A 25,503-nucleotide genomic window follows, 5' to 3' on the forward strand; every position below is an offset into this window, starting at 1 on the left:
CGATGCTGACCACACGCTTCTGCGAGACGTTCGGCGTGGAACACCCGATCGTCCAAGGCGGCATGCAATGGGTGGGCCGGGCGCAACTCGTCGCCGCAGTTGCCGAGTCGGGCGCGCTCGGCTTCCTGACGGCTCTGACTCAACCGACACCGGAGGCGCTCGTCGAGGAGATCGCACGCTGCCGGGAGATGACCGACAAGCCGTTCGGCGTCAACCTCACCATCCTGCCGTCGATCAACCCGCCCCCGTACGACGAATACCGCCGTGCGATCATCGAATCCGGCGTGAAGGTCGTCGAGACCGCTGGCTTCAACCCCGCGGAGCATCTTCCGGAGTTCCGCGCCCACGGTGTCAAGGTGCTGCACAAGTGCACCAGCGTGCGGCACGCGGTGAAGGCCGAGAAGATCGGCGTCGACGGCGTGAGCATCGACGGCTTCGAATGCGCCGGCCACCCCGGGGAGGACGACGTCCCGGGCCTCGTCCTCATTCCCGCGACCACGCAACGGGTGTCCATTCCGGTCATAGCCTCCGGCGGATTCACGGACGGCCGCGGTCTGGTGGCCGCTCTCGCGCTGGGCGCCGAGGGCATCAACATGGGCACCCGCTTCATGTGCACCGCGGAATCCCCCGTACACCGGCGTGTCAAGGAACAGATCGTCGCCAACAGCGAACTCGACACCGAGCTGATCTTCCGTCCCCTGCGCAACACCGCCCGGGTGGCGAGCAATTCGGTCAGCAGGAAGGTCGTCGACATACTCCACGGCGGGGGCCAGTTCCCGGACGTACGGGAGCTGGTTGCCGGGACCAGGGGGCGCAAGGTGTTCGAGGACGGGGACCTGGACGCCGGCATCTGGAGCGCCGGCATGGCCCAGGGCCTTATCGGCGACATCCCGACCGTCGGGGACGTCGTGCGGCGGATCGTGGCGGAGGCCGAGGCGCTCATCTCCGGACGGCTGGCCGCCACTCGCCGGGTGTCACCGACCGGAACCGACTAGGCGACCGGGAAGATGCTGGACATCGTCGAAGAGCTGGACCGGTGGGTCGGGCAGGGCCGTGACTTCGCCGTGGCCACCGTGGTGGCCGTCGGCGGCAGCGCGCCCCGGCCGTCCGGCGCCGCCCTCGCGGTGGATGCCGACGGCACGGCGATCGGCTCGGTCTCGGGCGGCTGTGTGGAAGGCGCCGTGTACGAGCTGTGCCGGCAGGCGCTCCAGGACGGCGAAACCGTCCTGGAACGCTTCGGCTACAGCGACGAGGAGGCCTTCGCCGTGGGGCTGACCTGCGGCGGCGTCATCGACATCCTCGTCACCCCGGTACGGGCGGACGATCCCGCCCGTCCGGTGCTGGCCGCCGCGCTCGCCACCGCCGCACGGGGGGCGGCGGCGCTGGCGCGGATCGTCAGCGGCCCGGCCGGGCTGACGGGCCGCGCCCTCCTCGTCCGCCCGGACGGCACGGTCGAGGGCGGTTTCGGCGCCCACCCCGAGCCGGACCGCACGGTGGCCGCCGAGGCCGGCGCCTTCCTGGACGCCGGGCGCACCGGCACGCTGGAGATCGGAGAGCAGGGCTCGCGTTGCGGAGCACCGCTCACCCTGCTGATCGAGTCCTCGGTCCCGGCCCCCCGCATGATCGTCTTCGGTGCGATCGACTTCGCCTCGGCGCTGGTGCGGGTCGGCAAGTTCCTCGGTTACCACGTGACGGTGTGCGACGCCCGTCCCGTCTTCGCCACCGCGGTCCGCTTCCCAGGGACGGACGACATCGTCGTCGAGTGGCCGCACGAGTACCTGGGGCGCACCGAGGTCGACGCGCGCACGGTGCTGTGCGTCCTGACCCACGACGCCAAGTTCGACATCCCGCTGCTCCGGCTGGCGCTGCGCCTTCCGGTGGCGTACGTCGGCGCGATGGGCTCCCGCCGCACCCACCTCGACCGCGAGGCCCGCCTGCGCGAGGCCGGGCTGAGCGACCGGGAGCTGGCCCGCCTCAGGTCGCCCATCGGCCTCGACCTCGGCGCCCGCACCCCCGAGGAGACGGCCCTGTCCATCGCCGCCGAGATCGTCGCGACCCGCCACGGTGGCACGGGCGCCTCCTTGACCGGCGCCCACACCCCCATCCACCGCTGCTCGGGTGGTGCTCGGTGACGGGACCGAACGACGAGACGGTACCCATGGCACTCCCCAACTCCCGGACGGAGCCGAAGGCTGGATCGGGCGCCCTCAGGAGGAGATCGTCCAGGCCCGCCGGGACTGGACGGAAGGGTCGCGGTTCGGGGAGGTCAAGGGGTACGACGGCGCCCCGCCGGCCCCCCCGAGCTCCCGGCGGTACCGCTGAAGCCTCGTGGAAGGGTTCGTTGACCCCCTGATCGATTGATCTCGGCGGCACGGCGCTCCTACACGCCGTTGCCGTCGACGCCCGGGGTGGTGGCGCGGGCCGCCGCGCGCCGGACCTTGCCCATGGAGTTCTTCGGAAGGGCGGAGACGAAGTCGACCGCGGTGGGGACCTGGTGGGAGAGGAGGCGGGCCCGGCAGTGGGACGTCAGTTCCGCCGCGGGCAACGGAGCCAGGGCGACGACGGCGGCCCGGACGCGTTCGCCGGTGTCGCCCGTCTCCTCGCCCCACACGACCGCCTCGGCGACCGACGGGTGGGCGAGGAGGGCCCGTTCCACCTCGAGGGGGTTCACCTTCTTGCCGCCCACGTTGATGAAGGAGTCCTTGCGGCCGACCAGGTGCAGGTGGCCCTCCGGGCCGATGCGGGCCACGTCGCCGGTGGCGTACCAGCCGTCGCGAAAGGCCCGCCGGGTGGCCTCGGGATGGCCGAGGTAGTGCGTGAACATCGCCGGTGTGCGGACCAGTAGCGCCCCCTCCTCGCCCCTCGGCACCTCCTGTCCGTGGTCGTCGACGACACGGACCTGTACGCCGGGCAGGGGGCGGCCCACGCCGTGGCCCGCGCCGGGGCCGTCCTCGGGCCGGTGCGCGGCGATGACCCCGGCCTCCGTGCAGCCGTAGACCTGCTGGACGTCCAGGCCGAGCCGCTCCCGGGCCCGCTGTGCCACAGCCGGCGGCAGGGCGGCCCCCGAGGAGAGGCACAGTCGCAGTGCGCGCGGCGGTCGCGGGGGGCGAGAGACGGCGGCCGCGCGTGTCGTCAGGTCGTAGGCCATGGGGGCGGCGACCAGCACCGTGCAGGCGTGCTCGTCCAGGGCACTCAGGAGCCGTGCGGGGGTGAAGCGGCCGAGGAGGACGAGCTGCGCCCCGGCCCGCAGAGCGGTGACCAGCCCGGCGACCATGCCGAAGGAGTGCAGCAGCGGGACGGCGACCAGGACGCGGTCGTCCTCGCCGACGCCGTAGGCGCGCGTGTAGATCCCGCCGCCGTTGACGAGGTTGCGCTGCGTGTGAACGACCGCCTTCGGTTCCCCGGTCGAGCCGGACGTGTACTGGTACAGGAACGGGGCGTCGGGCGCGGCGGTCCGCGGCACGTCGTCGGGCGTACGGGTGGGGCCTCGCCGTGCGGGTGCGTCCGCGACGCCGGCCGGCTCGTCCACGGGGACGAGGACGCTGTCGCCGAGCGGATCCTCATCCTCGCCGCCGCCGAGCGCGCGGAGTCTCGCCTCGTGTGCCGCGACGAACAGGGGGCCCGTCTCGGCCCGCAGGGCGGCCAGTTGGGGCCGGGTCGTGCCGGGCTCGAGGGGGACCAGGCGTACCCCGAGGCGCGCGGCGGCGAGGAAGGCGATGACGCATTCCGGGGTGTTCTCCAGGAGCAGCGCCGCCGTGCCGTGCGAAGGCAGGCCGAGGGAGTCCCATCGGCGCGCGGTGGCCCGCACCCTCGCGTGCACGTCCCCGTACGTGAGGGTCTGGCCCCCGCAGCGCACCGCGACGGCGTCCGGACGGGCGCGGGACGCGCGGTCGAGCAGATCGTCGAGGGTCCCGGGAAGGGGCGCCCTCCCGGTGCCGGACTTGGTGGCCATCGCTCACGCCTTCCTCTCGACGACGGACAGCAGACGCGGGTCGTCGGCGGGGTCGTCGTCAGGTACCTGGTGGCGGAAGTACCGGTCGTACAGGCGGTGGTAGGCACCGTCACGGGCCAGCAGGGCCGTGTGGTCGCCCTCCTCGGTGATCCGTCCGTCGTCGACGACGACGATCGTGTCGGCCTTGCGGACGGTGGGCAGCCGATGGGCGACGACGATGGTGGTGCGCTCCTTGGCGAGGGCGTCCAGACCTTCCTGCACCTGTGCCTCCGTCAGGGGGTCGATGCTGGCCGTGGCCTCGTCGAGGATCAACACCGGAGCGTCCTGGAGGAAGACCCGGGCGAGGGCGACGATCTGTCGCTGACCGGTGGACAGATTGCGTCCGCCCTCGTCGGTGGGGGTGTCCAGGCCCTGCGGGAGCTGGGCCAGCCAGTCGCCGTCCGCCACCGCACGTGCGGCGGCCTCGATGTCGTCGCGGGTGGCGCCCGGTCGCCCGCGGGCGATGTTGTCGGCGACCGTCCCGGAGAAGAGGAACGGGGTCTGCGTCACCACCCCGAGGCAGCGCCGGTACTGGTCGAGGTCCAGGGTGCGTACGTCCTGCCCGTCGATCTCGATGCTTCCCTCCTGGAACTCGTACGCGCGCGTGATCAGCCGCACCAGGCTGGACTTGCCGGCCCCGGTGTGTCCGACGAGCGCCACGGTGCGGCCCGCCGGGACGGTCAGGCTCACCCCCTTGAGAACGGGGTGCTGGGCGTCGTAGCCGAAGCGGACGTCGCGCAGCGTGATCTCGCCGCGCAGGCGCGGGACGGGGAGGCTGTCGCGCTGACGCACCGCGGGCTCGCGGTCGACGAGCGCGAAGACCCGCTCCCCTGCGGCCAGGCCCTGCTGGAGCTGGCTCCAGAAGGAGGCGATGCTGGTGAGCGGCGACCAGAACAGGACCAGCGCCTCCAGGAACAGCACCCACTGACCCGCCGTCACACTGCCGGAGTCCACGCCGTGGCCGCCCAGCAGGACCACCGCGACCGTGCCCAGCCCGGTCAGCGAGATCAACAGCGGGAAGATGCCGCTGAACAGGCGGTTCAACCGCACGCTCGCCCGGAACCAGCGGTGGTTGACCTCGTCGAGTCCGGCTTGCGCGGTCCGCTGATGGCTGTGGTTGCGCGTCACGGCGATGCCGCGCAGGGTTTCCTGCACATAGCCGTTGACCTCGGCCAGCGCCTCCTGCTGCCGCAGGGAGGCGCTGCGCGCGGCGCGCCGGAAGGCGAGGCTGACGGCGACGACGACCGCGGCGACGAGCGTCGTCACCAGGGCCAGCGGCACGTTGATCAGGAACAGCGCGGTCAGCAGGATGACGATCATCAGTACTTGGCCGAGCAGGCTGAGGACCAGGCTGATCAGCGTCGCGAACGCCTGTGTGTCGTTGGTGACCCGGCTGACCACCACACCGGTGGCGTAGGTGTCGTGGAACGTCATGTCCTGTCGCATGGCCGCCTCGAACACGCGTCGGCGCAGGCTGAGGACGACGTCGCTGACCAGGGTTCCGGCCATCCGCTCCTGGACGTAGGTGAACAGCCAGGCGATCGTGCCCGCGGCGAGGACGGCCGCCACCAGCCAGGCCACCCGGCCGTCGCGGTCGTCACCCAGGGCGGAGTCGACGGTTCTGGCCAGCAGCAGGGGTACGGCGCTGCCCGCCGCGGCGGCGACGACCACGGCGATGGCCACGAACGCCACCGTGCCGCCCCTGTTGCGGAAGTAGGGGGCGATACGGCGGGCCAGCTCGCGATCGCGGTAGTGGCGGTCGTAGCCGTCCTGCTCGATGCCCTCCAGCAAGTGCGCCATCAGTGGCTCTCCTTCCTGTCGCCCACGGCGCGGGGGCCGGAGGAAGCCGGCTCGTCCAGGTAGGGCGCGAAGATCCGTCGGTAGAACGAGCAGTCCCGCAGGAGCTGTTCGTGGCTGCCCTGGCTGACGATCCGGCCGGCGTCCAGGACGAGGATGTGGTCCGCGGCACGGATTCGGGACAGTCTGGGTGTGACGAGGAACGTGGTCCGCCCGGCCGAGGCCTGCCGCATGGCGCGTTGCAGATCGTGCTCGGTGACGGCGTCGACGGCGCTGGTCGCGTCGTCCACGGCGAGGACGCGGGGATCGGCCACCAGCGCGCGGGCGATGGCCAGGCGCTGACGCTGCCCGCCGGACAGGGTGACCCCGCGTTCGCCGAGGACGGTGTCGTAGCCATGCTCGGTCGCCGTGATGAAGTCGTGGGCCTGGGCGGTACGGGCCGCGGCCTCCAGTTCGGCGCGGTCGACGCCGCTCTCCGCGCCGAGCGCGAGGTTCTCGGCGATGCTGCGGGAGAACAGCACCACGTCCTGTTCGACGACCGCGATCTGCGAGCGCAGCGACCCGGTGTCCCATTCCGTGGTGGCGACCCCGTCCATCAGCACGCGCCCCGCGTCGGGGGAGTAGGTGCGGTTCAGCAGGTGCAGGAGCGTGGACTTTCCGCTGCCGGTGGCGCCGACGACGGCCACGGTGCTGCCGGGAGCCACCCGGAACGACACGTCGGACAGCACCGGCTCGCCGGGTTCGTAGCCGAAGGTGACGTGCTCCATGGCGACCTCACCGGTGAGCGGCGCGGCATGCGGGCCGCCCCGCTCGTCCTCGCCGTCCGGGTCGTCGACGACCTCTTTGATCCGCTGGGCCCCGGCCATGCCGAGGTGGATGAGTCCGAGGCTGAAGGAGGCGAGCTGGGTGGGCGCGCGCAGGGTGCCCATCAGGCCGAGCACGGCGACGAGTTCGCCGATGCTCAGGGATCCCCCACGCAGCAGGACCACGGCGTGCACCAGGGCGCCCGCGGTGGCCAGGGTCAGCAGCAGTGGGGGAAAGGACAGCGCCTGAGCGCGGATCTGGCGCACGGAGGCGTCGCGGTAGGCCGTGGCCAGTTCGGCGAACCGGCCGCGCTCCTGGTCGACGCCGCCCGTCGACTCGACCACCTCGACCCCGGCGACGCTCTCGGTGGTTTGGGCCGTCATGTCGCCGAAGCGCTCCCGGGCCAGGTCCGACACGGGCTCCAGGCGCCGCCCCTGCTCGGCGAGGGCCACCGCGAACAGCACGACGAAGACGACCGGTGACAGCAGCAGCCGCGGGTCCACCAGGGCGATGAAGACGATCGGCATCAGCACGTTGAGGGCCAGGTCGACCGCCATGTCGAAGCCGGGCGACACCATCAGGTTCAGAGACTCGGTGTCACCGGTGGCACGGGCGGACAGGTCGCCGATCCGGCGCCGGTTGAAGTAGCCCTGGCTCTTGCGGAGCAGACTGGCGAAGACCTGGGCGCGCGCCTCGCGCTCCAGCCCGCTGGCGAAGGACTCCAGGCAGTAGGTGGCCACGATGCCGCCCGCCGCCCGGACGACCACGAGCGCCAGCAGGACGGCGACGATGGCGTGGAAGGTGCCGAAGTCGGGTGCGGATCCGTCGTGGTCGAGGACCGCGTCGAAGGCCAGGCCGACGACCAGGGGGATCGCCGCGTTCAGCGACTGCCAGACGAGGCTGCCCAGCAGATGCAGGGCGATGTACGGCCGGAACGGCCGCATCTGCGCCAGCAGCCAGCGGGGCACGCCGGCCCGTGCCTCGGCACCGTGAGCGGTGTCGTCCGGGCCCGCTGTGTCGGCCGGATCCTTCCCCGTGGGGACGGTCTCGGCGGTCATCGGCACTCCTTCTCAGGGGTCGGTGGCTGGGTCACATGCGAACCGGCGGGTCCCGGAGAAAAATGATCGGCCCATGGTTTCGGCCATTGCTTCCCGTATTTTTCGGCTCCCGGACGCGCGGGGTTTTCCAGCCTGGCTTGAAAATGGCACCGGGGCGTCGCCGGGCGCCGCGGGAAGGGGTCGCTGCTCTCCGATGTGTTCCGCGGAGGGCCGCGTACAGGAGATCCGAGCAAGACGCCGACCCGCGGGCCGAGGCAGGCGAGTGTTCATCCGGCGCGTGACGGGGCGGCGTGGCCGGGATGGCGGCGCGCCGGAACGGACGGATGTCGCCCCTGCTCAGAGGGTGTTTCTGCGGTGTGGTGGATCGAGGTCGGGCTGTGTCGTCGAGTTTTTCCCGCAGCGGTGCAATGGGGTGCGGGCTTCCCTCGGCATGGAAGCTACTTGTTTTTCGAGAAAAACGAAAGCCTGACTCTGAGGTGTGAAATGCAGCAAGTAGGTGAAAATTAAACAGTGGGTGGATCGCGTGCGTGGTGGGCATTGCAAGGGGGGTGCCGACCGCTCGCGCGAAACCATGGGAATGGTTGATCCGGAACCATTCGTCTGGGTACCGTGAGCGTCATTGTTGAGCATGAGTCGCTATTGCGTGTTCATGGCAACTCGGCCGTACCGGCGCGCCGGTACGGGGGCAGTCGCGTTCTCCCGGGGGGCCAGAGGCGCAAGGCGGCAGTGAGGAGGAGTACGAGTGAGCCAGACGCTGTGCCACCCCCCCTGTCAAGGAGACCAGCTCGTGGTGACCACTCTTGTGCGCAACGGAACCCCGCGGTTCGGGCTGCGAGCCGTGCTGTCGGACGCCCCTTCCGTGGGCGAGGTCAGGCACTGCGGTGACTGGAGGGAAGTGGAGGATGCCTTGGGCGCGGGTCGAGTCGACGTCCTGCTGCTGCACGAGGACGATTACGTCCGCGATCGCGGAGTGCTCGCCGGCGTCCGGCGCCGACGGCCCAAGTTAATGCTGTTACTCAGCAGTGACGACGTGCGCGAGGAGATACTCGCCGGCCCCCCGGTGCCCGACGGGTTCCTGGTGGAGGACGAGTTGACCGCCTCCGCGGTCGAGGACGCACTCCGGCGGACGTTGGCGGGGGAGGTGCCCATGCCCACCTCCGTCACCAGGGGACTGCTGCACCGCCTCCGCGAGTCGGGACACCACCGGCAGCGCGAGGTCACCTTGACCGCCCGGGAGAACGAGGTGCTGCTCCTGCTCGCCGAGGGCATGAGCAACAAGCAGATCGCCCGGCGCCTCGGCATATCCAGCCATGGCGTCAAGCGCATCGTCGCCAGCCTGTTGCTGAAGCTGGGGGCACCCAATCGGACCGCCGCCGTGGTGACGGCCATACAGAACGGTCTCATCAGCTGCTGACAGGCCTCAGCGGCCGGGGAGGTCCCCGTCACGCGCCCGGTCACCGTGCCGTCCGTCTCGCGGCGCGGTGACCGGGCGCGGGTGGTCCCGCCCCGGTGGTCGCGGGTGGCGGACGGGACGTCGGCCCGGTTGCCGCCCCGGTGACCGGGCCACCGCGCGTCGTGGCGCGTCGGGCAACGTTCATGGGGCGATGATCCAGGGACGGGCGTTCCGTGGGGAAGTCTCAAGCGGGCGCACCACCGGTGTACCCGAACGGGCAGGGTCATATGTACCGGTGCCGCCCGCGCCGGGCGCTCGCTACGGTGAACGGGGCGTGACAGCCCCGGAGAGGAGCGAGCCGTGGCGCTGCCCGTCACACACCGTGTTCCGTTCCGCGGGCGACGGACCGCCGTCGCGCCGGCCACCTGCGCCCAGCGGCACATGTGGAACCTGATGGAGCGTCAACTGCCGGACGCGGCCTTCTACAACGTGTGCCACTGGGTCGACCTGCCCGGTCGCGGCACCGCACAGGAGCTGCTCGCGGTCTTCGCCGAACTGCTCGGCCGCCACGAGTCGCTGCGTACCGGTTTCAGCCGCACCCCGGACGGAGCCCTCGTCCAACGCGTCGCCGAATCAGGGCGGTTCGAGGCCGAGGTGTGGACCATCGACCACGGTGAGGACAAGGAGAGCGTGCTGCACGCCTGGCGGCTTCGCATGCGGCACTCCCCTTTCGAGCCGGCTCGCGCCCCGCTGGTCCGGTTCATGGTCACCGTCGCCGACGGAGCACCGGTGCTCGCCGGCTTCTGCGTGTCCCATCTGGCGGCGGACCTGATGTCCCTGCGCCTGCTGGCCGACGAGACGTCCCGGCTGCTCGACGCCGCCTCCGCCGGGCGTCCCTTCCCGCCCGCCGTGCCGTCCCGGCAGCCCGTCGAACAGGCGTGGTTCGAGCGTTCCCCGCGCGGCCAAGCCCTGCTGCGTCGCGCCCATGCGTACTGGCGCCGCCAACTCGCGAGCGCGCCCGCCACCTTGTTCCCCGTGCGGGACGGTACCGGAGGGCGGTCGGCCGGCACCGACGGCGGATCCACGGCGGCCGTGCGCCACAGCGCCGCTCTGGACTCCCGGGCGGTGGCACTCGCGCTGCCGGTGCTGGCGCGGCACTGGCGGGTGAGCACCTCCGCGGTGCTGCTGACCGTCGTCGCCCAGTTCCTCGGGCGCCGGGCCGGATCGTCCTCGTGCACCCTGCGCCTGCTCACGGCCAACCGGTCGGACCCCGAGCTGCGCGGCACCGTCGCCAACCTGCATGCCGAGGTCGCCGTGACGGTCGACCTGGAGGGGGATCGCGTCGAGGACATCGCCCGCCGCGCCTTCGCCGCCTGCACCGCCGCCTACGCCAACGGTCTCTACGACCCGGACGAGGTGACGGACCTGTTCGAGGCCGCCACCCGTGAGCGGGGCGTCCCCGTCGACCTGTCCTACTGCTTCAACGACATCAGGGCGGGCCACGGGCCGCCCGAAGCGGCAGGGGACCGCGCGAGCCGTGTGACCGGCGAAGCCCTGCGGATGGCGATGGCGGACACTGTGGTCGCGTCCCACGAGTTCGAGGAGGGGGAAACCTTCTTCCTGGTGATCGACGACGAGGAACTGGGCTGGGTCCGGCTGGTACTCAACGCCGACACCAGGGCGCTCACGCCGTCCGAGGTCCGCGGTTTCCTGTACGACGTCGAGCGCGCGCTCGTCGAGCACGCCGAACACGCGGTGGCGGACGGTCTCTGACGGGCCTCGCCCCCGGGCGGGCCGACACGGCCGAGGGCACCGGACCGCATCGCGTGGGCTGTGGCCGCGGGCTCCGGCGGCACGGCCCCCTCGCCGGTGCCGTCGTGCCCCGGGGCGCCGCTTGCACCGGCCCCTGCCGCGGCCCGTGGTGCCGGTGCGGTGGCTCGCGCGGCCGGGCCCCGGAACAACCCGTCGTCCGGACCCGCGGTGAGGCGATGCCCCGCAGAGGCTGCACGGAGGGCAACCTGCACGGAAGACGAGCGGTGGGCAACCCCGACGCACACGTGCGGTGCAGGTCTCCGGAGGCCGCGAAGAGTCAGGGGACGGAGAGCCCCCTCGCGGGTCCCCGCGCCGACCGAGGCGCGCGTGGCCGGCGGACACCCGCGTTTCCTCATGGTCCCCGCACCCGTCCGCACCCGCCAGGCGCATCCGGCCGGGCGTTCGGCGTAGCCGGATGACCATAGCCCAAAGTGGGGGTGGCACCCTCACCGCGCCCTGGCAAGACTGTTCTCCGTGCCACCCAGAACAGGTCAGGTCGGGCAATAACGCGGCGGTCCCGCTACCGGACGCCGGCCAGTGCCTCGGGCCTCGCCTTCCTGGCGGCCACCGCGCGCATGCCCGGCGAAAGCGCCCACCGCTGACCGTCCACCGCCGACCGGCCCGGCTCGCGGGATGCCCCGGCACCCCGTACCGGTCCGCCTCCCCTCCTCGGCCACCGTCCCGACGCGACCTCCTCCTGGCGGGAGCATATGCCCGTACTCGTAGTCCGACTCGCCCACCGACCCACCGCGTTCCGTCCCGACCGCGTGCCGCAGCGGACGGGGGGCTGCGGGTGAACGCCCGCGCCGCCGGGCCGGTCACCCGCACACCCCCGGCCGAAGGCGCCGGGGCCGAGCGGTACGGACCCGCACCGGTCGAGAACCCCGCCCTCGGCGAGGTGTTCGCCCATACCCCGGGGTGCACGCCCCAGCAGGTCGACGCGGTCCTGGACGACGCGCTCCGCGCCCACCCCGGCTGGGCGGCGACGCCGCTCGACATCCGTCGCGAGCACCTTCTCGCCTGCCACCGCGCCCTGCTGGCCACCGTGGAGCCGATGGCGGACCTGCTCACCCGGGAGCAGGGCAAACCCCTGAGGCACGCCCGGGCCGAAGTACGGTTGGCGGCCGACTGGTTCGCCCATACCGCCCGGCTGGACCTGAGTCCGCAACGGTTGGTCGACGAGCCCGCCGTCCGCGTCGTACTGGAGCGCGTCCCGCACGGCGTGGTCGCAGCGATCGCGCCCTCCAACTACCCCGTCCTGCTGGCCGTGTGCAAGATCGCGCCCGCGCTGCTGGCCGGCAACACCGTGGTCCTCAAGCCCTCCCCGGACACGCCGCTGTCCAGCCTGATGATGGGCGACACCCTCCGGGAGGTGCTGCCCGCCGGCACCTTCGCGGTCGTGGGCGGCGGCACGGAGTCGGGTGCCCGGCTCACCGTCCACCCCGCGGTCCGGCTGGTGTCCTTCACCGGTTCGGTCGACACCGGACGCGCCATCGCCCGGCAGGCCGCGGCCGGCCTCAAGCGGATCGTGCTGGAACTCGGCGGCAACGACCCCGCCGTCGTCCTCCCCGGCGCCGACGTCGACGCCGTCGCCGGGGAGCTGTTCACCCGGGCCATGACGAACAGCGGGCAGTTCTGCGCCGCGGTCAAACGCGTCTACGCGCACCGCACGCAGTACCACCGTCTGGCCGCGGCCATGGCCGACCTGGCGAGCGCCGCCGTCGTGGGCGACGGGCTCGACCCGGCCACCGAGTACGGCCCGCTCGTCAGCCGCGCCCAGCGGGACCGCGTCGCGGGCATGGTGGACGAGGCCGTCCGCTCCGGCGCCCGGGTCCTGGCCGGCGGCCTCGTCCCCGACCGGCCCGGCCACTTCTATCCGCCCACCGTCGTCACCGACCTCCCGCCGGGCACCCGCCTCGAGGACGAGGAGCAGTTCGGCCCGGTCGTCCCGGTCGTCCCGTACGACGACCCGCAGGAGGCGATCGACCGTGCCGACGCCTCGCCGTACGGGCTGGGGTGCTCCCTGTGGGGCGACGAGGACCGGGCGCGGGCCCTGGCCGACCGGCCGCGGTGCGGAACGGTGTGGATCAACACCCACGGCGTCCTGCGGCACGACGTGCCGTTCGGCGGCCATCGGGACTCGGGGATCGGCGTGGAGTACGGCCCCTGGGGTCTTCACGAGTACACGCAGCTCAAGGTGCGCCACATCGCGCTTCGCCAAGCAGATCGGGAGATGTCATGAGGGACACCACGGTGGCCGGCGTCGACAGGACGGAGGGCCTCGACATGACCGGAGTCCGTGTCTTCGTCGGTGGGCCCATCCAGCACGCCCTCCGCGACGAGGGCTTCCACCAGCCGCTGCGGCACGCGATCCGGGACATCATCGACGCCGTCTCGGCCGCGAACGGCACGGTCTTCTCCGCTCACGTCGCCGAGAAGTTCGGCGACGACACCGCCCTGTTCACCCCGGACCAGGTCAGTGTCCGGGACTACGACTGGATGCGCCGCTGCGACGTGTTCGTACCGGTGCTGCCGGTGGACGCCGCGGGCGAGCTGATGCGCACCGACGGCACCCACGTCGAACTCGGCTGGGCCTCCGCGCTCGGCAGGCCCATCGTCGTCGTCACGCCGACGCCCATGGCGCCCAACGCCAGCCACCTGCTGCGCGGGCTGCCCTCCGTCGGCGACGTGACGGTGTTCGACCTGGCCGAGGCCCGCGCCCACCCCGCCGAGCTGCTCCGGCTGCTCGACAAGCTGGGCCGGGAGGCCGTGATGTCCGAGTGAACGGCACCGCGCGGATTCTGGGGCTGCGCCTGTCGTCCCCCGTCGTGGTGGGCTCCGGTCTGCTCACCGACCAGGAGCGCAACATCCGCCGCCTCTTCGACGACGGGGCGTCAGCCGTGGTCACCAAGACCATCCACCCCGACCCCGGCCCCGCGGGCGACGAACGTCTGCTGCGCCTGCCCACCGGCCTGCTCAACAGCACCACGTACTCCCGTCGGCCGGTCGGCGACTGGTGCGCGATGCTCCGCCGGTTCGCCGACGACGGGCTGCCGGTGATCGCGTCCGTGCACGCGGAGTCCCCGGACGAACTCGCCGAGCTGGCCGACCGTGTGAGGCAGGCGGGCAGCCCCGCCCTGGAACTCGGCATCTCCTGTCTGAACGAGGAGGGCGGGCTGGACGACACCCCGGAGCGCGTCGCCGCCTACACCGATGCGGTGCGCCGCCGGACGCCGGTGCCGTTCAGCGTCAAGCTGGCGGCCGGCGAGCGGGTGCGGGAGCGCGTCGAGGCGGCCCTGGCCTGCGGTGCGGACGCCATCACCCTGAGCGACACCCTCGCCGGACTGGCCGTCGACGCGGACACCGGTGAAGTGCGCCTCGGAGGAGCGTTCGGTTACTCGGGGCCCGGGATCAAACCGCTCGTGCTCGCCGAGATCTTCGGCCTGCGCCGCGCCGGGCTGACGGTGCCGGTGATGGCCAGCGGCGGGGTCGAGAACGGCAAGGACGTGGCGGAGTACCTGAGCGTGGGCGCCGACGCCGTCCAGGTCTACACCGCACTGCACCGGGACATGCACGCCACGCTCCGGGCCATCCGCACGGGCTTCGACGACTGGCTGGGCGCACACGGTGGCACGGTGGCGGACCTGGTCGGGCGCAGTGTCAAGAGGTCATGAGGTGAGGGCGATGCGGCAACGCGACACGAACGTACCCCGTTACGGAGACCTGACCAGTCCGGAGGTGCCGACGGCCATGCGCGGCGCCACCCTGGTGTGGCCGGTGGGAGGACTGGAGCAGCACGGCCCCCACCTTCCGCTCTCCGTCGACATGGACATCCCCGACGCGCTGGCCCGGCAGGTGGCCGCGGAGGTCGGCGGGCTGCTGCTGCCCGGCCAGCCGGTCTCGGCGAGGTCGCTGCCGCAGAGCGGTGGCGGGCTCCACTTCCCCGGCACCGTGCATCTCGGCGGCGCCACCTTCATCGCGTACCTCACGGACTGCCTGACGGCCCTGTCCCGCCTCGGCCTCGGCCGGCTCGTCGTGGTCAACGGGCACTACGAGAACGAGGGCCTGCTCTTCGAGGCGATCGACGGGTGTGCGCCGGGCACCGTGTTCCCCGACACCGAGGTGGTCGCCTTCAGCTGGTGGAGCCTGGTCACCGAGGACTGGCTCGGCGAGCACATCCCGCGGTTCCCCGGCTGGCACGCGGAGCACGCGGGGCTGACCGAGACGAGCCTGATGATGTACCTGCGCCCCGACGTCGTGCGCGCTCAGCGGCCCAGCCACGCCTCGCCGCCGCCCGCGGGTGTCTACCGGCATCCCGTCGACGTCGAGAAGATCTCCAACCAGGGCGTGCTGTCCTCCGCCACCGGCGCCTCGGCCGAGCTGGGGGAGCGTCTGTTCTGGCACCTGGTCGACGGCATCGTCGAACTGCTGGGCAGACCCGCCCGGGACGCCGCCGGACGGCCCGCCGCGTCCACCGGCCCCGGGCACGTCGCCTCGTCCCCGTGAGCAGGACCGTACTCGTGCACCGCGCGCCTTCGACCAGAGGAGAACCCATGCGCCTGCCTCCCCATGAACGCGATGAGTTCGAAGCCCGCCTCGAGAGCCTCTTCGGGGACAAGCTGCGCCCTGTGGAGGAGTCCTTCGACGCCATCCAGCGATTCAAGGACGGGTCGTTCGCGATGGGGCACCTGGGGCTGATGCTGTACACCAACGGCTACAACCTGCGCGGCACCAGCACCCGCCATCCCAACGGCCTGGTCTACCACGACGGTGAGAACCTCTTCGGCGTCGGCTACTTCAGCAAGGAGGACGGCCCGGCCAAGCACCTGCACCTCGTCGCGCCGAAGGGCCCGGGGAAGGTGGCGGCCGTCACGTCCTTCATCGCCGCCGTCCGCGAGGCCGGGCTCGCCCTCACCTCGGTCTACGTCCGCCACCTGACGCCGGAGGACCATGCCGCCTTCCTGGACGCCGGCTTCGCCCCGGTGACCAAGGATCCGTGGCACCCGGTGGCGCCCGAGGAGGACGAGACCCACCCCAATCGCGTCTACTACCTCGACACGCTCTTCGACGAACAGCCGGACGGCAGCCTCCGCGTGCGCAACCTGCCGGGCGAGGAGCACCGCCGGTACAAGAGCAAGAGCCGCCTCGCCTTCCGCCGGTTCGAGAACTTCCTCCAGCGCAACGACCACCTGCAGTTCCGTATCCGCCCGTACGGCTACACCGAGCCGGAGACGCGCAAAGCCCGCGCCATCGTCGAGGGTTACTTCGACGCCCGCCGGGAGCAGGGCACCCTGGTCGGTTCCACCCCCGAGGACTACCGCGCGCTGATCACTCAGCGCCCTGGCGGGCAGAACGAGCGGGACTACTTCGCCTATCTCGGCGGCCTCTTCCTGCCGGACGGTGAGGAGATCCCCGTGCTGTTCTTCGCGGGCGAGCGCACCGCCCCGCTCAGGGCCTCGCTCTACTGCACGATGACCATGCGCTTTCCCGAGCGGCTGACCGGCGTCCTGAAGGACCCCACCGGCTTCACCGCCATTCCCCAGTACGTCTGGCTGACCGTGTTCCAGAAGATGTGGCGGCACGGCATCCGCGAGGTCGACGCGGGCGGTTCCGAGGTGAAGGGCCTCGACGACCAGAAACGGCAGCTCGGCGGCCGAGCCGAGAAGACCCACTGGGTCGTCGGCTGACCCACCGCCGCTCCACCTTCCCACGCTCCACATCCAGGGAGTCATGTCAATGCCAGCGAACAGGCCGTACGAGGAATTCGACGTGTGCGTCGTCGGGCTGGGCTACGTGGGCGTCACCCTCGCCGCCGCGCTGCTCAGCACCGGCAGAAGCGTCCTCGGCTACGAGAACAATCCGGCGGTGGCGGAGGAACTCGCCCAGGGGCGGCTCCAGGTGGCCGAGCCGGGCGTCGAGGAGGCCGTCCGGGACGGCGTCGAGTCCGGCGCCTTCGCCGTCACGGGCGACCTCGGCGAGCGGAGACTGCCGCCCGTCGTGATCATCTGCGTCGGCACACCCATCCGGGTCGGCGGCGCCACGCCCGACCTGAGCCATCTGCGGGCCGCCACCGAGGCGATCGCGGCGGGCACCGACGACGACACCCTGGTCATCGTGCGCAGCACCGTCCCGGTACGCACCTCGCGTGACCTGGTGCTGCCCGTCCTGCGCCGCAGGACCACCGAACCGCTGCTCGCCTACTGCCCGGAGCGCACCATCCAGGGGCAGGCGCTCGCGGAAGTGCTGTCGCTGCCGCAGATCGTCGGCGGACTGACCGACGAGGCCGGCAAGCGGGCGGCGGAGTTCTTCGCCACCCTCACCGACCAGGTGGTGCCCGTCTCCTCGCTGGAGGCCGCCGAACTGGTCAAGCTGGTCTGCAACTGCCACACCGACCTGATCTACGGCTTCGGCAACGAGGTCGCTCTCCTCACCGAGAAACTCGGTCTGGACGCGCGGGAGGTCATCGACTCCGCCAACCTCGGCTACCCGAGGCCCACCCTCCACAAGCCGGGCTTCGTCGGCGGCAGCTGCCTGACCAAGGACCCCTACCTCCTCGCCCACTCGGTCGCCGCGTACGGCCACACGCCGCAGATGATCACCGCCGCGCGCAGCCTCAACGAGTCCATGCCGCGCAGGGTCGGTGAACGCGTCCTGGCCGCGCTCCGGGAGCGGGGCCAGGACCCGGCCGACGCCCGCATCCTGCTCTCGGGCTTCGCCTACAAGGGCCGCCCCGAGACCGACGACCTGCGCGGCGCCCCCTACGAGCGCCTGCTGCCGTTCCTCCGGGAGCGCGTCAAGGAGGTCGTCGGCCACGACTTCGTGGTGCCGTCGGCCCGCATCGAGGCGCTGGGCGTCCGCGCGGTCGACCTGACCGAGGGCTTCACCGGGGCCCACGCGGCCATCCTCCTCAACGACCACCCCCGCTACGGCGACATCGACGCCGCGGACCTGGTGGCGCGGATGGCGGAGCCGGCCGTGGTCTACGACACCTGGCGGGTCCTCCCGCCCTCGACGAAGGCGATGAGGCTCGGCCGTGCGTAAGAAGACCTTGATCACCGGAGGGGCCGGCTTCATCGGCCTGCACCTGGCCCGCCGGCTGTCCGCCACCTGCGACGTGACCTTGCTCGACGACTTCAGCAGGGGCCGGTCCGACACCGCGCTGTCCGATCTGCTCGGCCACGTCGAGCTGGTCGAACACGATCTGACCACCCCCGTGCCCGACGGCTTGCTCGCCGACGACTTCACCGAGGTCTACCACCTGGCTGCCGTGGTGGGAGTCGCCGAGTCCAACGACAACCCCCGACGGGTGCTGCGCACCAACCTGCTCACCACCGTCCACCTCCTCGACTGGCTCTCGGGGCTGACCGGCGCGACCCTCTGCTTCGCCTCGTCCAGCGAGGCGTACGCGGGCAGCGTGGAGGCCGGCCTCGCCGCGGTGCCCACCGCCGAGGACGTTCCGCTGATGCTGCCCGATCCCACCGTGGCCCGCTCCTCCTACGGTTTCAGCAAGATCGCGGGGGAGGTGCTGTGCCGCACCTACGCACGCGCCCACGGCTTCCCCCTGCGCATGGTGCGTTTCCACAACGTCTACGGCCCGCGCATGGGCTACGACCATGTGATCCCGCAGTTCGTCGAGCGGCTGCTCCGTGGTGCCGACCCCTTCGAGATCCACGGCGCCGACCAGACCCGTGCCTTCTGCCACGTCGACGACGCCGTCGACGCGATCATCGCGCTGACCGCCCTGCCGACCAAGGAACCCCTGCTCGTCAACGTCGGCAACGACGAGGAGGAGATCCGCATCAGGGACCTGGCCCGGAAGGTCTTCGACACCCTGGACCGTCACCCGGCCGTCGACGTCCACCCCGCGCCTCCGCTGTCGCCGGCCCGGCGCCTGCCCGACGTCACCCGGTTGCGCGAACTGACCGGCTACCGCTCCAAGGTCGGTCTGGACGAAGGACTGCGCCGCACCTGCGCCTGGTACGCACAGGACATCGCGGCGCGCGGAACCGGGGCGTGAGCGGCTTGCGCGTGCGATACGTCCACCGAGGCTACTTCCCGGCGCGGGCCGGGGCCGAGCTGATGACGCAGTACCTCGCCGCGACGATGAGCCGGCGCGGATGGGACGCCGGCGTGTACTCGGGTCACGTCGACCAGGACACCGCGCGGTTCATGCGGGAGACCGGCGTGAAGGTCCAGCCGTTCCCGGCCACCCCCGACGACGCCGACCCGGCGGACCTGGTCCACGCCTTCGACGCCTACCACCCGCAGGACATCGCGGTCGGCCTGCGCCTGGCACGGGCCTGGGACGTGCCGTTCGCCGTCACCCCCGCGTCCGCGCCCGAGGTCTGGCCGGACCGGGCGGCCGTACTCGACGCGTGCCGGCGCGCCGACGCCGTCTTCGCGCTCTCCGCGGCGGAGCGGGACACGCTGCGCGACGCCGGTGTCCGCGGTTCGGCCCTGCACATCATCGGCCAGGGACCGCACCTGCCCGGCACCCCCGACCCCGACCGGTTCCGCCGCGAACACGGCATCGACGGGCCCATGGTGCTCTTCCTCGGCCGCAAGATGCGCTCGAAGGGCTACGTCACGCTCCTGGAGGCGACCCGGCTCATCTGGGAGGACCACCCGGACACCTCCTTCGTGTTCATGGGACCCCGTTGGGACGACGACTGCACACAGCGGTTCGCGGAGTACGCCGACCCCCGCGTCATCGAAATCGACCTGGCCGACGAGGACACCAAGCACAGCGCGCTCGCCGCCTGTGAGCTGGTGTGCGTGCCCTCCACCGTCGACCTCTTCCCCCTCGTCTACGTGGAGGCGTGGGCCTGCCGCAAGCCCGTCGTCGCCTCCACCTTCCTCGGCAGCGGGGAGGTCGTCACCCACGGACGGGACGGCCTGCTCGCCCGGCCCGCCGCCGGGCCCGTCGCCGAGGCGGTCGGCCGGCTCCTCGCGCGGCCCTCGGAACGCCGCGCCATGGGGCGGCACGGCCACGACAGGGTGCGCCGAGAACTCGGCTGGGACGCGGTCGCCGACCGGGTCCACACCGTCTACCGCACGCTGATCGCCGCCCGGAAGCAAACGGAGAAGGCCCGATGAGAGCAGTGGTACTGGCCGGAGGCGAAGGACGCCGACTGCGGCCCGCCACCCTGACCGTCCCCAAACCCCTCATACCGATCGACGGCATACCGATCCTGCACATCATCCTCACGCAGCTGAAGAACGCGGGCTTCACCCGTGTGACGCTCTCCCTCGGCTACCGGGCCCACATGATCCGGGCCAGTTTCGGCGGGAACCGCTGGGCCGGACTGGAACTGGACTTCTCGCTGGAGGAGGAGCCGCTGGGCACCGCCGGTCCGCTCGCCCTGCTGCCGCCCTTCGAGGAGTCCACCCTCGTGATGAACGCGGACCTGCTCACCGACGTCGACTTCGCCGACCTGTGGTCCCACCACGGGAAGTCGGGGGCCGCCGCCACGATCGCGCTCAGCTCTCAGGACATCGACATCGCGCACGGTGTGGTGGAACTCGACGAGGAACGGCGCGTGACCGACTTCCGCGAGAAGCCGCGGCTCACCTTCCTGGTCAGCGCCGGCATCTACGTCCTCGAACCCTCCCTGCTGCGCTTCCTGCCACCCCGGGGACGGCACGACATGCCCGCCCTGCTCGACCGTGCCCGCGCGCACGGCGAGCGCGTCGAGGGCTACGTCATCGAGGGCGACTGGCGCGACATCGGCACACCCGAACAACTCGACCTCGCCACCACGGCGTTCCGCGCCGACCGGGCCCGCTACCTGGGCCGGCGGGGCGTGGCCGAACGGCGCGCGGACACCGGCGCGTTCTCGAGGGCGGTGACCGGATGACGGCCTTCGACATCCCGCTGTACCGCCCCGGGTTCGGTCCCGCCGAGGTCGAGGCGGTCACGGAGGTCCTGCGCTCCGGATGGCTGTCGGCCGGACCCGTCACGGAGGACTTCGAGGGCAAGTACGCGGCCGCCCTCGGTGTCGAGTCCGCGATCGCCGTCAGCAGTGGCACCGCGGCCCTGCACCTGGCGATGCTGGCCCTGGACATCGGCCCGGGTGACGAGGTGGTGCTGCCCTCGCTGAACTTCGTGTCGGCCGCCGCGACCGTCGCCCTGTCCGGCGCGACCCCCGTGTTCGCCGACATCGCGGGCCCGCACGACCTGTGCCTCGCCCCCGAGGACGTCGCCGGCCGCATCACCCCGCGCACCCGGGCGATCGTCGCCATGCACTACGGCGGGCACGCCGCCGACCTCACGGCTCTCTCCCGGCTGGCCCGCGCCCATGGACTGGCCCTGATCGAGGACTGCGCCCACGCCCCCGTCACCGACTCGGTCCACGGGATGCTCGGCACGGTCGGCGACATCGGCTGCTACAGCTTCTTCGCCACCAAGAACCTGGCCATGGGCGAGGGCGGCATGGTGGTCGCCCGCGACCCCGCCCTGCGCGAGCGGATCAGGCGGCTGCGCTCGCACGCCCTCACGGTCAGCGCCAAGCAGCGCCACCGCGGTGGGCCCTCCGGCTACGACGTCGACGGCCTCGGCCTCAACTACCGGTCCACGGAGATCGCCTGCGCCATCGGACGTGTCCAGCTCGACGCCCTGCCCGCCGCGCAGGCCCGCCGCCGGGAAGCGGTCCTCGGATACCGCGAGCAGCTGGCCGGGCTGCCCGGACTCACCGTGCCGTTCGCCGCCCGGCCGGTGGAGGAGGGTGCCCACCACCTCTTCGCGGTGCTGCTGCCCGCAGGCACCGACCGCGAGGCGCTGCAGGACCGGCTGCGCGCGGCACGGGTGCAGAGCGGGGTGCACTATCCGCCCACCCACCTGTTCACTGCCTACCGGGAACGCTACGGCCTCGGACCGGATCTGCTGCCGGTGACCGAGGACGTGATGGCCCGCCAGCTCTCCCTGCCGCTGTACCCGGACCTCGGGGAGGCCGGGGTCGGGCGGGTCGCGGAGGCGGTGAGCGCCGCATGGCGTCCGTGAGCGGCGGCCGCGTCACGCTCGTCGACGGTGTCCCGCACCGCGACGGGCGGCCCTTCGCCAGCGTCGGCGTCAACTACCACCCCTCGACCACCGGATGCGACTACTGGCGGGAGTGGGACGGCGCCCGCATCGACGACGACTTCCGCCGCATGGCCGCGGTGGGCGTCGACACCGTGCGGTTCTTCGTCTTCTGGGCCGACTTCGAGCCCGAGGAGGGCGTCCACGACCCGGTGATGACGGACCGCTTGCGGGAACTGGCCGGGACCGCCGACCGCCACGGCCTGTCCTGCCTTCCCTCCCTGCTCACCGTCTGGATGAACGGCCAGCGCTTCGACCCGCCGTGGCGCGGCGGCCGGGACCTGTGGCGTGACGCGGACCTGGTCGAGCGTCAGCGGGCCTTCGTCCACCACATCGCCACCACGCTGCGCGGCGCGCCGAACGTCCTGGCGTACGACCTCGGAGACGAGATCATCCACGCGGACTCCGCGTCGTCCGCGGCGCTGGACGCGGACGAGGTCCGTGCGTGGTGGGGGAGGCTCGCGGACGCGATCCGCGCCGCCGACCCCGCCGCCCTGGTCCTCCAGGCCAACGAGGCGTCCGCGGTCCTCGGCGGCCACGCCTTCCGCCCGGAGCACGCCCGGCCGCTGGACCTGCTGGGACTGCACGGCTTCCCGGTGTGGACGCCGTTCCACATCGAGTCCGTCACCGCCCACAAGGCCACCGCGTTCGTGCCCTACCTCGTGCGGCGCGGCAGCGCCCACCGGCCCGTGTACGTCGACGAGCTGGGCAGTTACGGCTGCGACGAGGCGACGGCGGCGGGCTATCTGCGGGCCGCGGCCCACTCCGCCTTCGCGGCCGGAGCCGTCGGCACGGCCGTGTGGTGCTGGCAGGACTTCACCACCGACCGCAGGCCGTACGCCCTGCGGCCCAACGAGCGGCGCGTCGGCCTGCTGGCCGCGGACGGCCGCGAGAAGCCCGCCCTGGCCGAGTACCGGGCGTTCGCCCGGCGCGTCACCGGTGAGCTGGCCGGATTCCGGCCCCTGCCCGCCCCGGTGGGCGTCTTCGTTCCCGGGTACGAGCCCGAGGACGGCGCCGGCTATCTGACCCCGTCGGGCAGCGACGCCCCCGCCCCCTTCTACGCCCATCTGCTCCTCCAGCAGGCACACCTGCCCTACGAGTTCACCCACCGCGACGCGGAGCTGGAGCGCCACGCCCTGCTGATCTGCCCTTCGGTCCGGCAGCTCTCGCTGCCCGACCGCCGCCGACTGGAGCAGTACGTCACCTCCGGCGGCGTACTGCTCTACTCCACGGGCAGCCTGCTGGACGGCGCCGGCGACGAGGAGCTGTTCGGCATCCGGGTCCGCGACTTCACCCTGGCCGCCGGCACCCACGCCGGCTTCACCTGGGCGGGCGAGCACTACCCGCTGCACTGGGAGCCCGGTCCCGTTCCGGTGATCGACGCGGTGGGTGCCGAGGTGCTGGCCGCGTTCGCCGACGGCTCGCCCGCGCTGACCCGCCACCGCCTGGGCGAGGGGACCGCCCACTATCTCAACGCCCCGCTGGAGGCCCAGCTCAACGCCCCCTATCGGCTGCAGGAGGCGTCCTGGTACCGGCTGTACGCGGCCCTGGCCGAGGCGGCGGGCGTACGCGCGCCGCTGGCCGTCGACGACCCGGCCGTCGAGACGACCGTGCTCGGCCGCGGCGCCGAACGCTGCGCTGTGGTGATCAACCACTCGCCCGAGCCGGTGCGGACGACCGTGCGGCGCCCGACCGCGGACGGCACCCCGCAGGCCACGGAGCGGCTGTCGCTGGAGCCCAAGGGCGTCCGCCTGCTGTTCTGGCGTGACGGGGCCACAGAGCGGGCCCCGGAACACCCGGGCCACCGGTCACGGTCCGAGGAGCGAAGCTCGTGATCATCGACGCGCATGTGCACGCGGGGGAGTACTACCGCCACTACTCGGCCCGGTTCGCCGCGCAGATGACCGCCACGACCGGCATGCCACCCGAGGCGCTGTCCGCGCCGGAGGCGAAGCTGCTCGCCGAGATGGACGCGGCGGGCGTCGACCGGGTCGTGCTGCTCGCCTTCGACGTGCGGCGTGTCGAGGGCTTCTCGGTCCCCAACGAGTTCGTCGCCGAGCTGTGTGCCCGCCACCCCGACCGGTTCACCGGCTTCGCCTCCGTGGACGCGGGCACCCCGGGCGCGGCCGCGCGCCTGCGCCACGCCGTGACCGCCCTGGGACTGAGCGGACTGAAGACCGCCCCCTGTTACCTGCGCATGTCCCCGGCGGACCGCCGCTGGTACGACGTCTACGAGACCGCCCAGGACCTCGGCATCCCGGTCCTGATGCACACCGGGTACACCCCCTCCCGGAACGCCGACCCCCGCTACTTCTCCCCGCTGCTCGTGGAGCAGGTGGCCGAGGACTTCCCCGGCCTCACGGTGATCCTCGCCCACCTCGGCACCCCCTGGACCCGGCAGTGCGTCGACCTGCTCGCCCGCCGTCCCCGCCTCTACGCGGACCTGTCCATCTTCGGCTCGTACCAGCCGCCCGCGACCGTGGCCTCGGCACTGGCGTACGCCCGTGACAGCGGTGTCCTGGACCGCCTGCTGTGGGGGACCGACTTCCCCTTCGCGTCCATGACCGGATCGGTGGCCGGGATGGCGCGGTTGGCTCACGACCACGCGTTGTGGCCGCCGGGCAGCGCCCCGCTCTCACCGCCGGAGTACCACGCCCTCATGGGCGGCACGGCCGAGCGGCTGCTCGCCCGCACCGCCCTCCCGAGCCATTCCGACTTCCCGCCCGAACCGACGAGTTGAGGTGCGATGTCCTTCGTCCACGGCTACGAGTTCGACGCCATGTCGCGTCGCCCCCTGTACGGCGACGTGACCCAGCGTCTCGTCGACATATGCGAGGCACCCGCCGGCGGCGTGGTCGCCGACGTCGGCTGCGGCTCCGGCCTCGCCACCGAACTGTTCCTCGCCCGCGCCGCGCACGTCGGCGCCGTCATCGGCATCGACCCCTCGGAGCACGAACTCGCCATCGCCCGTACACGACTGCGCGACCCCAAGGTGCGCTTCGTACAGGGACGCGCTCAGGACGTCGAGTCCCTGACCGGACCCGTGGACGTCGCCGTCCTCAGCAACGTGATGCACCAGATACCGGCGGCGGAGCGCGGCGCCGTGGTCGAGGGCTGTCACCGGCTGCTCGCGCCCGGTGGGCGATGCGCCCTGAACACCTTGTTCTACGAGGGGGCCGTCCTGCCCGAGACCCGGCCCTTCTACGCCCACTGGCTGCGTGCCACGCGGGAGGTCCTGCGTGCGGCGGGCAGCGACCTCGTGGTCACCCGGACCAAGCCGGTGGCGATGCAGACGCTCACCCCCCAGCAGCACGAAGAGCTGTTCGCCGCCGCGGGATTCTCCCGGGTCAAGTCGGAGGAGGCCGTGTACGCCTGGACGCTCCAGGACTGGGAGGCCCTGTGCCGGTACTCGGTGTTCATCGAGGGCGCGACCGGGATCGACGATCCGGCCCTCGGTTCCGCGGCACTGGCCGAGGGACTGCGGACCACCTTCGAGCGGCTGGAGCTGACCGAGGTGCCCCGCCGCTGGCTCTTCGCATGGGGCGTCAAGTAACCCGGGACGAGGGGGAGG

General features: G+C 72.2%; 20 protein-coding genes and 1 pseudogene. 18 read left to right on the forward strand and 3 right to left on the reverse strand.

The window, feature by feature from the left end; translation table 11 throughout:
* Positions 1–2 precede the first annotated feature (2 nt).
* The 3 genes and pseudogenes from ACGF5T_RS22055 to ACGF5T_RS22065 form a co-directional block, all read left to right on the forward strand.
* The gene (locus tag ACGF5T_RS22055) at positions 3–995 is read left to right on the forward strand and encodes a nitronate monooxygenase family protein (RefSeq protein WP_366766932.1); all 993 of its coding nucleotides are present in this window, start codon (positions 3–5) and stop codon (positions 993–995) included.
* A gap of 12 nt (positions 996–1,007) precedes the next feature.
* Positions 1,008–2,132 (forward strand): XdhC family protein, encoded by a 1,125-nt coding sequence (locus ACGF5T_RS22060; RefSeq protein WP_366766931.1) that lies wholly within the window; start codon positions 1,008–1,010, stop codon positions 2,130–2,132.
* Positions 2,133–2,193: 61 nt separating this feature from the next.
* A pseudogene (locus ACGF5T_RS22065) lies at positions 2,194–2,345 on the forward strand (pirin family protein); the annotation flags it as partial.
* A 35-nt stretch (positions 2,346–2,380) separates the two neighbouring features.
* Here the strand turns inward: ACGF5T_RS22065 and ACGF5T_RS22070 are convergent.
* From ACGF5T_RS22070 to ACGF5T_RS22080, 3 genes are read right to left on the reverse strand one after another with little or no spacing between them, the layout of a single operon-like run.
* Positions 2,381–3,952, reverse strand: coding sequence for a class I adenylate-forming enzyme family protein (locus ACGF5T_RS22070; RefSeq protein ID WP_366766930.1), 1,572 nt, complete (start codon positions 3,950–3,952; stop codon positions 2,381–2,383).
* 3 nt (positions 3,953–3,955) lie between these two features.
* Positions 3,956–5,791, reverse strand: a complete 1,836-nt coding sequence (locus tag ACGF5T_RS22075) for an ABC transporter ATP-binding protein (protein ID WP_356605205.1) — start codon at positions 5,789–5,791, stop codon at positions 3,956–3,958.
* Complete coding sequence (locus ACGF5T_RS22080; protein ID WP_361015762.1) at positions 5,791–7,650, reverse strand: ABC transporter ATP-binding protein; 1,860 nt, start codon at positions 7,648–7,650, stop codon at positions 5,791–5,793. The genes ACGF5T_RS22075 and ACGF5T_RS22080 overlap by 1 nt, the downstream gene beginning before the upstream one ends.
* Positions 7,651–8,437: 787 nt before the next feature.
* Here ACGF5T_RS22080 and ACGF5T_RS22085 point away from each other — a divergent pair.
* The 15 genes from ACGF5T_RS22085 (at position 8,438) to ACGF5T_RS22155 (ending at position 25,485) form a co-directional block, all read left to right on the forward strand.
* Positions 8,438–9,064, forward strand: a complete 627-nt coding sequence (locus tag ACGF5T_RS22085; protein WP_356605201.1) for a response regulator transcription factor — start codon at positions 8,438–8,440, stop codon at positions 9,062–9,064.
* A gap of 339 nt (positions 9,065–9,403) precedes the next feature.
* Positions 9,404–10,816 carry a condensation domain-containing protein gene (locus ACGF5T_RS22090; protein ID WP_366766929.1) on the forward strand — a complete coding sequence of 471 codons (1,413 nt, stop codon included), beginning with the start codon at positions 9,404–9,406 and terminating at the stop codon, positions 10,814–10,816.
* Positions 10,817–11,648: 832 nt separating this feature from the next.
* The gene (locus ACGF5T_RS22095) at positions 11,649–13,097 is read left to right on the forward strand and encodes an aldehyde dehydrogenase family protein (RefSeq protein WP_366766928.1); all 1,449 of its coding nucleotides are present in this window, start codon (positions 11,649–11,651) and stop codon (positions 13,095–13,097) included.
* Positions 13,094–13,639: a nucleoside 2-deoxyribosyltransferase gene (locus tag ACGF5T_RS22100; RefSeq protein ID WP_356605195.1), complete on the forward strand. Its 546-nt coding sequence runs from the start codon at positions 13,094–13,096 to the stop codon at positions 13,637–13,639. The genes ACGF5T_RS22095 and ACGF5T_RS22100 overlap by 4 nt, the downstream gene beginning before the upstream one ends.
* Complete coding sequence (locus tag ACGF5T_RS22105) at positions 13,636–14,529, forward strand: dihydroorotate dehydrogenase (RefSeq protein WP_361015757.1); 894 nt, start codon at positions 13,636–13,638, stop codon at positions 14,527–14,529. Before ACGF5T_RS22100 ends, ACGF5T_RS22105 begins: the two co-directional genes overlap by 4 nt.
* Before the next feature lie 10 nt (positions 14,530–14,539).
* The gene (locus tag ACGF5T_RS22110) at positions 14,540–15,361 is read left to right on the forward strand and encodes a creatininase family protein (protein WP_361015755.1); all 822 of its coding nucleotides are present in this window, start codon (positions 14,540–14,542) and stop codon (positions 15,359–15,361) included.
* 47 nt (positions 15,362–15,408) lie between these two features.
* A complete protein-coding gene (locus ACGF5T_RS22115) occupies positions 15,409–16,542 on the forward strand; it encodes a hypothetical protein (protein ID WP_356605189.1) in 1,134 nt (377 codons plus the stop codon).
* Between the two features lie 49 nt (positions 16,543–16,591).
* Entirely contained in the window at positions 16,592–17,896 is a 1,305-nt protein-coding gene (locus ACGF5T_RS22120) for a nucleotide sugar dehydrogenase (RefSeq protein ID WP_361015751.1), read from the forward strand.
* On the forward strand, positions 17,889–18,872 hold the full coding sequence (locus tag ACGF5T_RS22125) for an NAD-dependent epimerase/dehydratase family protein (protein WP_361015749.1): 984 nt from the start codon (positions 17,889–17,891) through the stop codon (positions 18,870–18,872). Before ACGF5T_RS22120 ends, ACGF5T_RS22125 begins: the two co-directional genes overlap by 8 nt.
* A complete protein-coding gene (locus tag ACGF5T_RS22130; protein ID WP_356605183.1) occupies positions 18,869–19,951 on the forward strand; it encodes a glycosyltransferase family 4 protein in 1,083 nt (360 codons plus the stop codon). The genes ACGF5T_RS22125 and ACGF5T_RS22130 overlap by 4 nt, the downstream gene beginning before the upstream one ends.
* Entirely contained in the window at positions 19,948–20,712 is a 765-nt protein-coding gene (locus ACGF5T_RS22135; RefSeq protein ID WP_366766927.1) for a sugar phosphate nucleotidyltransferase, read from the forward strand. Before ACGF5T_RS22130 ends, ACGF5T_RS22135 begins: the two co-directional genes overlap by 4 nt.
* Positions 20,709–21,854 (forward strand): DegT/DnrJ/EryC1/StrS aminotransferase family protein, encoded by a 1,146-nt coding sequence (locus tag ACGF5T_RS22140; protein WP_356605179.1) that lies wholly within the window; start codon positions 20,709–20,711, stop codon positions 21,852–21,854. The genes ACGF5T_RS22135 and ACGF5T_RS22140 overlap by 4 nt, the downstream gene beginning before the upstream one ends.
* A complete protein-coding gene (locus ACGF5T_RS22145; protein ID WP_356605177.1) occupies positions 21,842–23,767 on the forward strand; it encodes a beta-galactosidase trimerization domain-containing protein in 1,926 nt (641 codons plus the stop codon). Before ACGF5T_RS22140 ends, ACGF5T_RS22145 begins: the two co-directional genes overlap by 13 nt.
* Positions 23,764–24,672, forward strand: coding sequence for an amidohydrolase family protein (locus ACGF5T_RS22150; RefSeq protein ID WP_356605175.1), 909 nt, complete (start codon positions 23,764–23,766; stop codon positions 24,670–24,672). The genes ACGF5T_RS22145 and ACGF5T_RS22150 overlap by 4 nt, the downstream gene beginning before the upstream one ends.
* A 6-nt stretch (positions 24,673–24,678) precedes the next feature.
* Entirely contained in the window at positions 24,679–25,485 is an 807-nt protein-coding gene (locus tag ACGF5T_RS22155; RefSeq protein WP_361015743.1) for a class I SAM-dependent methyltransferase, read from the forward strand.
* Positions 25,486–25,503: the final 18 nt, after the last annotated feature.

The sequence above is a fragment of the Streptomyces sp. NPDC047853 genome (assembly GCF_043204535.1).
GTDB lineage: Bacteria > Actinomycetota > Actinomycetes > Streptomycetales > Streptomycetaceae > Streptomyces.

Excerpts from the sequence above, each read along its gene's own strand:
- ACGF5T_RS22135 (WP_366766927.1), top strand. The coding sequence starts at position 19,948 with ATGAGAGCAGTGGTACTGGCCGGAGGCGAAGGACGCCGACTGCGGCCC.
- ACGF5T_RS22140 (WP_356605179.1), top strand. The coding sequence starts at position 20,709 with ATGACGGCCTTCGACATCCCGCTGTACCGCCCCGGGTTCGGTCCCGCC.
- ACGF5T_RS22120 (WP_361015751.1), top strand. The coding sequence starts at position 16,592 with ATGCCAGCGAACAGGCCGTACGAGGAATTCGACGTGTGCGTCGTCGGG.
- ACGF5T_RS22080 (WP_361015762.1), bottom strand. The coding sequence starts at position 7,650 with ATGACCGCCGAGACCGTCCCCACGGGGAAGGATCCGGCCGACACAGCG.
- ACGF5T_RS22070 (WP_366766930.1), bottom strand. The coding sequence starts at position 3,952 with ATGGCCACCAAGTCCGGCACCGGGAGGGCGCCCCTTCCCGGGACCCTC.
- ACGF5T_RS22075 (WP_356605205.1), bottom strand. The coding sequence starts at position 5,791 with ATGGCGCACTTGCTGGAGGGCATCGAGCAGGACGGCTACGACCGCCAC.
- ACGF5T_RS22110 (WP_361015755.1), top strand. The coding sequence starts at position 14,540 with ATGCGGCAACGCGACACGAACGTACCCCGTTACGGAGACCTGACCAGT.
- ACGF5T_RS22055 (WP_366766932.1), top strand. The coding sequence starts at position 3 with ATGCTGACCACACGCTTCTGCGAGACGTTCGGCGTGGAACACCCGATC.
- ACGF5T_RS22155 (WP_361015743.1), top strand. The coding sequence starts at position 24,679 with ATGTCCTTCGTCCACGGCTACGAGTTCGACGCCATGTCGCGTCGCCCC.
- ACGF5T_RS22100 (WP_356605195.1), top strand. The coding sequence starts at position 13,094 with ATGAGGGACACCACGGTGGCCGGCGTCGACAGGACGGAGGGCCTCGAC.
- ACGF5T_RS22145 (WP_356605177.1), top strand. The coding sequence starts at position 21,842 with ATGGCGTCCGTGAGCGGCGGCCGCGTCACGCTCGTCGACGGTGTCCCG.
- ACGF5T_RS22060 (WP_366766931.1), top strand. The coding sequence starts at position 1,008 with ATGCTGGACATCGTCGAAGAGCTGGACCGGTGGGTCGGGCAGGGCCGT.
- ACGF5T_RS22115 (WP_356605189.1), top strand. The coding sequence starts at position 15,409 with ATGCGCCTGCCTCCCCATGAACGCGATGAGTTCGAAGCCCGCCTCGAG.